Source organism: Mycobacterium sp. 1165178.9 (assembly GCF_001673555.1).
Lineage (GTDB): Bacteria > Actinomycetota > Actinomycetes > Mycobacteriales > Mycobacteriaceae > Mycobacterium.
On sequence record NZ_LZMB01000178.1, the window covers coordinates 1 to 9,465 of the forward strand.

Sequence of the window (9,465 nt, forward strand, 5' to 3'; positions counted from 1 at the left end):
CGCAAAAACCGATGCTCATGCTGCCTTTTTCGAAGAACTGCCAACGCGCGGCGAACCCGATTTCGCACTCGGCCCAGACCTGTGCTGGTGCTGTATGGCCCTCCAGCCCGCGGGCCTGCAATGCCGCGTTGAGCCGATCCGAGCTGGTGCGGGCGGATGTATCACTGGGCTGATTGCGAACACAACCGATACGGGGCCGATCCAACGGCCGGGCGACGAGGCGCGACGCTACCGAATAGGAGTACTTCTTGACTGTCACACCTCACATTGGCGGAGTGCTCGAGGAGCTCTTGGAGCGTAGTGGGCGCTTTTTCACGCCGGGAGAGATCTCGGCCGACCTGCGCACGATTACACGCGAGGGCGGCCGCGAAGCCGACGTGTTCTACCGCGACCGGTGGAGCCATGACAAAGTGGTGCGCTCGACGCACGGGGTGAACTGCACCGGGTCGTGCTCGTGGAAGATCTACGTCAAAGACGGGATCATCACCTGGGAGACCCAGCAGACCGACTACCCGTCGGTGGGTCCGGACCGTCCCGAGTACGAGCCCCGCGGTTGTCCGCGCGGTGCGTCGTTTTCGTGGTACAGCTACTCGCCGACCCGGGTGCGCTACCCCTACGCCCGGGGCGTGCTGCTCGAGATGTATCGGGAGGCCAAGGCGCGGCTCGGCGATCCGGTGCTGGCATGGGCCGATATCCAGGCCGACCCCGAACGTCGTCGCCGCTATCAGCAGGCCCGCGGGAAGGGCGGACTGGTCCGGGTCACGTGGGCCGAGGCCACCGAACTGATCGCCGCCGCCCACGTGCACACCATCAAGACGTACGGACCGGACCGCGTCGCCGGCTTCTCTCCCATCCCGGCGATGTCGATGGTGTCCTACGCGGCCGGCTCGCGGTTTTTCGAGCTGATCGGCGCCCCCATGACGTCGTTCTACGACTGGTATGCCGACCTCCCGGTGGCCTCACCGCAGGTGTTCGGCGACCAGACCGACGTGCCCGAATCCGGCGATTGGTGGGACGCAGCGTATTTGATGATGTGGGGCTCCAACGTCCCGATCACCCGTACGCCCGATGCGCACTGGATGGCCGAGGCGCGCTACCGGGGCACCAAGGTGGTGACCGTCAGCCCGGACTACGCCGATAACACCAAGTTCGCCGATGAGTGGATGCCCTGTGCGGCCGGGACCGACGGGGCGCTGGCCATGGCGATGGGCCACGTCATCCTCTCGGAATGCTATGTGCGCAAGCAGGTTCCGTTCTTCATCGACTATTCTCGCCGCTACACGGACCTCCCGTTCTTGATCAAGCTGGAAGAACGCGGCGAGATGCTGGTGCCGGGGAAGAACCTCACGGCAGCGGATTTGGGGGAGGCCGTCGAGAACGCCGCGCTCAAACCGGCGGTGCTGGACGAAACGACCGATTCGGTTGTCGTGCCGCACGGCTCGCTGGGATTCCGGTACGGCGAGTCGGGCGTCGGAAAGTGGAACCTCGATCTCGGTGACCTGACGCCGGCACTGAGCGCGCGAAACGCCCGCCGCCGTAATGGGAATGACAGCAGCGCGCTGGTCCACCTGCCCAGCTTCGACACCGTCGACGGCGAGGGAACGACCGTGGCGCGCGGTGTCCCGGTACGCCGTATCGGTAAGCACCTGGTGTGTACCGTCTTTGACCTGATGCTGGCCCAATACGGTGTGGCGCGGGCCGGGTTGCCGGGCGAATGGCCCACCGGTTATGACGACGCCACCCAGCAGAACACCCCCGCGTGGCAGGAAGCGATCACCGGCGTGTCGGCCGCCCAGGCCATCCGGGTGACAAGGGAATTCGCGCGCAGCGCCGAGGAATCCGGCGGCCGCTCGATGATCATCATGGGCGGCGGCATCTGCCACTGGTTCCACAGCGACGCGATCTACCGCGCGGTGCTGGCGCTGCTGATGCTGACCGGATCGATGGGCCGCAACGGCGGTGGGTGGGCCCACTACGTCGGCCAGGAGAAGGTCCGCCCGCTGACCGGCTTTCAGACGATGGCGATGGCGACAGACTGGGTGCGCCCGCCTCGACAGGTGCCCGGCGCCTCGTATTGGTACGCCCACACCGACCAATGGCGTTACGACGGATACGGTGCGGACAAACTGGCCAGCCCGGTGGGCCGGGGCAGGTTCGCGGGCAAGCACACCATGGACCTGCTCGCATCGTCGGTGGCCATGGGATGGAGCCCGTATTACCCCCAGTTCGACCGGTCCAGTCTGGACGTCGCCGACGAGGCGCGCGCCGCAGATCGCGATGTCGCCGACTACGTCGCCGAACAGCTCGGCCAGCGTAAGCTGAAGCTGGCCGTCACCGATCCCGACAACCCCGTGAATTGGCCACGGGTGCTTACCGTTTGGCGCGCCAACCTGATCGGCTCTTCGGGCAAGGGCGGCGAGTACTTCCTGCGCCATCTGTTGGGGACCGATTCCAACGCTTCGGCGCTGCCGCCCGAGGACGGGGTCCGGCCAGTCGACGTGACCTGTGCGGGGGACATCCCCGAGGGCAAGCTCGACCTGATGATGTCGATCGACTTCCGGATGACCTCGACGACGTTGGTGTCCGACATTGTGCTGCCGGCGGCGACCTGGTACGAGAAGGCCGACATCTCCAGCACCGACATGCACCCCTACGTGCACGCGTTCAGCGCCGCGACCGATCCGCCGTGGGAAACCCGTTCGGACTTCGACGCTTTCGGCGCCGTCGCGCGCGCCTTCAGCGCCATGGCCAGGGACCACCTGGGCACCCGCACCGATGTGGTGCTCACCGCGTTGCAGCACGACACACCGGACGCGATGGCCTATCCCGATGGCACTGAACAGGATTGGCTGCACACCGGCGGGACGCCGGTGCCGGGGCGCACGATGGGCAAGCTCACCGTGGTGGAACGCGACTACACCGCCATCTACGACAAGTGGCTGACCCTGGGCCCGCTCGTCGACAAATTCGGCTTGACCACCAAGGGCGTCACGGTGCACCCCTTCCGGGAGGTCGAGGAGCTCGCCGCGAAGTTCGGGGTGCTCAAATCCGGCGTGGCAGCTGGGCGTCCGGCCATCACCACCGCCTCGCGGATGGCCGACGTGCTGTTGCTGCTGTCGGGAACGACCAACGGAAGGCTGGCGGTCGAGGGCTTCCACGAACTGGAAAAGCGCACCGGTCAGCGCCTGGTGCATCTGGCCGAAGGCAGCGAAGACAAGCGCATCAGCTACGCCGATACTCAGGCGCGGCCCGTTCCCGTGGTCACCAGCCCGGAATGGTCCGGCAGCGAAACGGGTGGTCGTCGCTATGCGCCTTTCACCATCAACATCGAGAACCTCAAGCCGTTCCACACCCTCACGGGACGGATGCATTTCTACCTTGCGCACGACTGGGTCGAAGAGCTCGGCGAACACCTACCGGTGTTCCGGCCGCCGCTGGACATGGCGCGCCTTTTCGGTCAGCCCACCCTGGGCTCATGCGAGGACGGCATCGGACTCACCGTGCGCTATCTGACACCGCACTCGAAGTGGTCGTTCCACTCCACCTATCAAGACAACCTGTACATGCTCTCGCTGTCCCGAGGTGGCCCGACGATGTGGATGAGTCCCGGTGACGCCGCGAAAATTCAAGTGCGCGACAATGATTGGGTCGAGGCGGTGAACATGAACGGCATCTATGTGTGCCGGGCGATCGTCTCGCACCGGATGCCCGACGGCGTGGTCTTCGTCTACCACGTCCAGGAGCGCACGGTGGACACGCCGCGCTCCGAAACCAACAACAAGCGCGGCGGTAACCACAACGCGCTGACCCGGGTGCGCATCAAGCCCAGCCACTTGGCCGGTGGCTACGGCCAACACGCGTTCGCGTTCAACTACCTGGGGCCGACCGGTAATCAGCGCGACGAGGTTACCGTGGTGCGCCGTCGCAGCCAGGAGGTGCGGTACTGATGGGCACCAATACGGCGCGGCAGGGGGGACCGCGATGAAGGTCATGGCGCAGTTGGCGATGGTGATGAACCTCGACAAATGCATCGGATGCCACACCTGTTCGGTGACCTGCAAGCAGGCGTGGACCAACCGGTCGGGCACCGAATACGTCTGGTTCAACAACGTCGAAACCCGTCCCGGGCAAGGCTATCCGCGCACCTACGAGGACCAGGAGCGGTGGCGCGGCGGCTGGATCCGCGACAAGAAGGGCCGGCTGCGGCTGCGCGACGGCGGCCGCCTGCACAAGCTGCTGCGGATCTTCGCCAATCCGAAGTTGCCCCTCATCGGCGACTACTACGAGCCCTGGACCTACGACTACGAGAACCTGACCACGGCACCCGCGGGCGACACCTTCCCCACGGCCGCACCCAAAAGCTCGATAACCGGTGAGCCGATGAAGATTTCGTGGGGACCGAACTGGGACGACAACCTGGCCGGGTCGCCCGAGATCCTGGCCGAGGACCCGATTTTGAAGAAGGTCAGCGAAGAGGTCAAACTCTCGCTCGAAGAAACCTTCATGTTCTACCTGCCCCGCATCTGCGAGCACTGCCTCAACCCGTCCTGCGTGGCGTCGTGCCCGTCGGGTGCGATGTACAAGCGCAGCGAGGATGGCATCGTGCTGGTCGACCAGGACCGCTGCCGCGGCTGGCGGATGTGTGTGTCCGGATGTCCTTACAAAAAGGTCTATTTCAACCACAAGACCGGCAAGGCCGAGAAGTGCACGCTGTGCTATCCCCGGATGGAGGTCGGTCTGCCGACCATCTGCTCGGAGACGTGCGTGGGGCGGCTGCGCTACCTGGGCGTGGTGCTCTACGACGCCGACAAGGTGCTGCAAGCGGCCTCGGTGGAAAAGGAGACCGATCTCTACCCGGCGCAGTGCGAGATTCTGCTGGACGCAGGCGATCCGGACGTCATCGCCGGCGCGCGGGCGGAGGGAATCCCCGACGAGTGGATCGATGCGGCGCAGCGCTCGCCGGTGTACGCGCTGATCCACACCTACCAGGTGGCGCTGCCGTTGCACCCGGAATACCGCACCATGCCGATGGTTTGGTACATCCCGCCGCTCTCGCCGGTGGTCGACGCGGTCAGTCGCGACGGGCACGACGGGGAGGACCTCGGCAACCTGTTCGGAGCGCTGGACGCGCTGCGCATCCCGATGCAGTACCTGGCCGAGCTGTTCACCGCCGGCGATACCGCCGTGGTCGAAGGCGTGCTGCGGCGGCTGGCGGCGATGCGTTCCTACATGCGCGACATCAACCTCGGCCGCGAAACCCAGCCACACATCCCGCATTCGGTCGGCCTGACCGAAGAGGAGATCTACGAGATGTACCGGTTGCTTGCCATCGCGAAATACGAAGAGCGTTACGTCATTCCGACCGCGTTTGCGCCGCAGGCCCGTGATCTCGAGGAGATGGGTTGCTCGTTGACGGGTGACGGCGGGCCGGGCATGTACGAGTCGGACCCGGTGGTGTCGGTGGAGACCTTCCACACCCTCAAGCAGCGCGGCGACGATTCGGCCAGCGGCCGGCGGTCGACGCGGGTGAACCTGCTCAACTGGGACGGCGGCCAGGTGCCCGCCGGAATGTTCCCCGAAGAGCGGGGCCGATGAAATTGCTTTCGGCGCTCCGTGAGCGTTCCCCCAACCGGGCGATGCAGGATCGCCTGGTGTGGCAGGCCGCGTCGATGCTGCTGGCCTATCCGGATGACGGGTTGGCCGCGCGACTGGATGCCGTCGACAAAATGCTCAGCCACATCAGCGGTTCCCCAGCGGCGCTGCTGGGGCAGACGGTGGCGTCGCTGCGGGCCCGTGAGCCGATGGCCGCCGCGATGGACTACGTCGCCACGTTCGACATGCGCCGGCGCTGCACGATGTACTTGACCTACTGGACCGCGGGGGACACCCGCAACCGCGGACGGGAGATGTTGGCGTTCGCCACCGCCTACCGCGAGGCGGGTGTCCAGCCACCGGGCGGCGAGGCGCCCGACCATTTGACCGTGGTGCTCGAATTCGCCGCCACCGTGGATCCCGAGGTCGGCCGGCGACTATTGGACCAGCACCGCGTGCCCATCGATGTGCTGCGCGGGGCCCTGGCCGACGCCGACTCGGTCTACGAACCGACGGTTGCGGCGGTCTGCGAGACCCTGCCCGCCGCAACGGATCAGGAAGCGCGTCGCGCCGAGCGGCTGGCGAAAGCCGGACCACCGGCGGAAGCCGTTGGGCTGCAACCGTTTAGCTTGACAGTGCCGCCCCGGAAAGGAACGCCGAGTGTTTAGCAACGTCCTGTTCTGGGACATCGCGCCCTACGTCACTCTGTCGGTGCTGATCGTAGGCACCTGGTGGCGCTACCGCTACGACAAGTTCGGCTGGACGTCGCGGTCCTCCCAGATCTACGAGTCGCGACTGCTGAGCATCGCCAGCCCCGTCTTCCATTTCGGCATCCTGGCGGTGTTCGCCGGACACGTGGTAGGGCTGTTCGTCCCGCCGAAGGTGACCCAGATGCTGAAGGTGAGCGACCACTTCTACCACCTGCAGGCGGTCATCGCCGGGTCGATGGCCGGTATCGCGACGCTGATCGGCATCGGGTTGCTGATCTACCGCCGGTTCACCCGCCCGGCGGTAACCATGGCCACCAGCCGCAGCGACAAGGTGATGTACGTCGTGCTGGTGCTGGCGATCGTGGTGGGCCTGTACTGCGACCTGATCGGCACCGGCCCGCACGGCGGCGAGTTCCACTATCGCTACACGGTCGGTTTGTGGTTCCGCCGGATCTGGATATTCCAGCCGCACGGTGAGGTGATGATCAACGCGCCGTTGGACTACCAGCTGCACGCCCTGATCGGCATGGTGCTGTTCACGCTGTGGCCGTTCACCCGGCTGGTCCACGTGTTCAGCGCCCCGGTCGTCTACCTGTTCCGGCCCTACATCGTCTATCGCAGCCGCGAGGCCGCGGCCACGGGCGAACTCGTCGGTACGGCACCGCGCCGGCGGGGCTGGTGAGCGTCCGACCTGCGCTTTGGTTGTGCGGCTAGGGCGACGACACGCCGACCCGGTCCGCCGCCACCGCACACTCAGCGCCGCCACCGCACACGCGACGCTGTAGCCGCCCGCTACGGGCGCCCGGTCCAGCCGGTTCGCTATCCCGGGCGCCCGCTGCCACAATCACCGACGTGCTATTTCGGAACGTCGCCATCGTCGCCCACGTCGACCACGGAAAGACCACGCTGGTCGACGCGATGCTGCGGCAGTCGGGCGCGCTGCACCACCGGGGTGACGACACCGTCGAGCGCCTCATGGACTCCGGGGACCTGGAGAAGGAAAAGGGCATCACGATCCTGGCCAAGAACACGGCCGTGCATCGCAAGCATGCAGACGGAACGACGACCGTCATCAACGTGATCGACACCCCCGGCCACGCCGACTTCGGTGGTGAGGTGGAACGCGGACTCTCCATGGTCGACGGGGTGCTGCTGCTGGTCGACGCCTCCGAGGGCCCGCTGCCGCAGACCCGTTTCGTGTTGCGCAAGGCCCTGGCCGCACACCTCCCGGTGATCCTGGTCGTCAACAAGACGGACCGGCCTGACGCGCGGATTTCTGAGGTCGTCTCGGAGAGCCACGACCTGCTTCTCGACGTTGCCTCAGACCTCGACGAGGAAGCACAGAAGGCCGCCGAGGACGCCCTCGACCTGCCGACGCTGTACGCCTCGGGACGGGCGGGCATCGCCAGCACGACGGAACCGGCCAATGGCGAGAATCCCGAGGGCGACAACCTCGATCCGTTGTTCGACGTTCTCCTCGAGCACATCCCGCCGCCGCAGGGCGACCCCGAGGCGCCGTTGCAGGCGCTGGTCACCAACCTCGACGCCTCGGCCTTCCTGGGACGGCTCGCACTGATCCGCATCTACAAGGGTCGGATCCGTAAGGGCCAGCAGGTGGCCTGGATGCGCGAGGTGGACGGGCATCCCGTCATCACGAACGCGAAGATCACCGAACTGCTGGTGACCGAGGGCGTGGAACGTACCTCCACCGACGAAGCGATCGCCGGGGACATCGTCGCGGTCGCGGGCATTCCGGAGATCATGATCGGCGACACGCTGGCCGACCCCGACCACGCGCACGCGCTGCCGCGCATCACCGTCGACGAGCCCGCCATTTCTGTGACCATCGGAACGAACACTTCGCCGCTGGCCGGCAAGGTGAAGGGCCACAAGTTGACCGCTCGCATGGTGAAGTCGCGGCTCGACGCCGAACTCGTCGGCAACGTCTCCATCAAGGTCGTCGATATCGACCGGCCCGACGCCTGGGAGGTGCAGGGCCGCGGCGAGCTCGCGCTGGCGGTGCTGGTCGAGCAGATGCGCCGCGAGGGTTTCGAGCTCACGGTCGGCAAGCCGCAGGTCGTCACCCAGACGATCGACGGCAAGCTGCACGAGCCGTTCGAGGCGATGACCATCGACTGCCCCGACGAGTTCGTCGGCGCGATCACCCAGCTGATGGCCGCCCGCAAGGGCCGCATGGAAGAGATGACCAACCACGCGGCGGGCTGGGTCCGGATGGACTTCATCGTGCCCAGCCGCGGCCTGATCGGTTTCCGCACCGATTTCCTCACCCTGACCCGCGGCACCGGCATCGCCAATGCCGTATTCGACGGATACCGGCCGTGGGCGGGGGAGATCCGGGCCCGCCACACCGGGTCGCTGGTGTCCGACCGCGCGGGCACCATCACACCGTTCGCACTGATCCAGCTCGCCGACCGCGGCCAGTTCTTCGTCGAACCCGGCCAGGACACCTACGAGGGGATGGTCGTCGGAATCAACCCGCGCGCAGAGGATCTCGACATCAACGTCACGCGCGAGAAGAAGCTGACCAACATGCGGTCGTCGACGGCCGATGTCATCGAAACGTTGGCCAGGCCGCTCGAGCTCGATCTCGAGCAGGCCATGGAATTCTGCGCGCAGGACGAATGCGTCGAAGTAACCCCGGAGATCGTGCGGGTGCGCAAGGTCGAGCTGGACGCCACCTCACGAGCCCGCAGCCGGTCGCGCGCCAAGGCCCGGGGTTAACACCGCGTGGCCGGACGGGCTGCTGTGCGGCTGCTCGATACCCTGAGCAGCGTGCCGAGACGAGTCCGCCGTTTGTTGATGGTGCTCGCCGGCCTGATCTCGCTGACCCGGGGCGGCGGCGGCACCGAGTTGTGCGGCGTATCGGTGCTCTGCGGCGCCGGCGGCGGGTTGACGGTGCAGGCCGAGAGAACGAGTCCGACCAGCGAGATCAGGCCGGCGAGCACCATCAACAAACGGCGGACTCGTCTCGGCACGCTGCTCAGGGTATCGAGCAGCCGCACAGCAGCCCGTCCGGCCACGCGGTGTTAACCCCGGGCCTTGGCGCGCGACCGGCTGCGGGCTCGTGAGGTGGCGTCCAGCTCGACCTTGCGCACCCGCACGATCTCCGGGGTTACTTCGACGCATTCGTCCTGCGCGCAGA

The 9,465-nt window shown here is 66.5% G+C and carries 8 protein-coding genes; 5 read left to right on the forward strand and 3 right to left on the reverse strand.

The features are described from left to right. A partial coding sequence (locus A5652_RS28465) for a hypothetical protein (protein WP_232001126.1) occupies positions 1–259 on the reverse strand: 259 nt, incomplete at its 3' end. Here A5652_RS28465 and A5652_RS08700 point away from each other — a divergent pair. The 5 genes from A5652_RS08700 to typA all read left to right on the forward strand — a co-directional run bounded on the left by A5652_RS08700 (position 249) and on the right by typA (position 9,044). After that, on the forward strand, positions 249–3,947 hold the full coding sequence (locus A5652_RS08700) for a nitrate reductase subunit alpha (protein ID WP_067349280.1): 3,699 nt from the start codon (positions 249–251) through the stop codon (positions 3,945–3,947). The two genes, A5652_RS28465 and A5652_RS08700, sit on opposite strands and share 11 nt — an antisense overlap. 34 nt (positions 3,948–3,981) lie before the next feature. Then, entirely contained in the window at positions 3,982–5,595 is a 1,614-nt protein-coding gene (narH, locus tag A5652_RS08705; RefSeq protein ID WP_067349284.1) for a nitrate reductase subunit beta, read from the forward strand. After that, a complete protein-coding gene (gene narJ, locus A5652_RS08710; RefSeq protein WP_067349287.1) occupies positions 5,592–6,260 on the forward strand; it encodes a nitrate reductase molybdenum cofactor assembly chaperone in 669 nt (222 codons plus the stop codon). The genes narH and narJ overlap by 4 nt, the downstream gene beginning before the upstream one ends. Beyond that, a complete protein-coding gene (gene narI, locus A5652_RS08715; protein WP_067349290.1) occupies positions 6,253–6,984 on the forward strand; it encodes a respiratory nitrate reductase subunit gamma in 732 nt (243 codons plus the stop codon). The genes narJ and narI overlap by 8 nt, the downstream gene beginning before the upstream one ends. A gap of 170 nt (positions 6,985–7,154) precedes the next feature. Next, the gene (typA, locus tag A5652_RS08720) at positions 7,155–9,044 is read left to right on the forward strand and encodes a translational GTPase TypA (RefSeq protein WP_067349293.1); all 1,890 of its coding nucleotides are present in this window, start codon (positions 7,155–7,157) and stop codon (positions 9,042–9,044) included. Here typA and A5652_RS28470 read toward each other — a convergent pair. After that, the gene (locus tag A5652_RS28470) at positions 9,041–9,298 is read right to left on the reverse strand and encodes a hypothetical protein (protein WP_232001127.1); all 258 of its coding nucleotides are present in this window, start codon (positions 9,296–9,298) and stop codon (positions 9,041–9,043) included. The genes typA and A5652_RS28470 overlap by 4 nt on opposite strands. A 51-nt stretch (positions 9,299–9,349) precedes the next feature. Continuing rightward, the coding region (locus tag A5652_RS28475; RefSeq protein ID WP_232001128.1) for a hypothetical protein at positions 9,350–9,465 on the reverse strand (116 nt) is incomplete at its 5' end.

Excerpts from the sequence above, each read along its gene's own strand:
- narH (WP_067349284.1), top strand. The coding sequence starts at position 3,982 with ATGAAGGTCATGGCGCAGTTGGCGATGGTGATGAACCTCGACAAATGC.
- narJ (WP_067349287.1), top strand. The coding sequence starts at position 5,592 with ATGAAATTGCTTTCGGCGCTCCGTGAGCGTTCCCCCAACCGGGCGATG.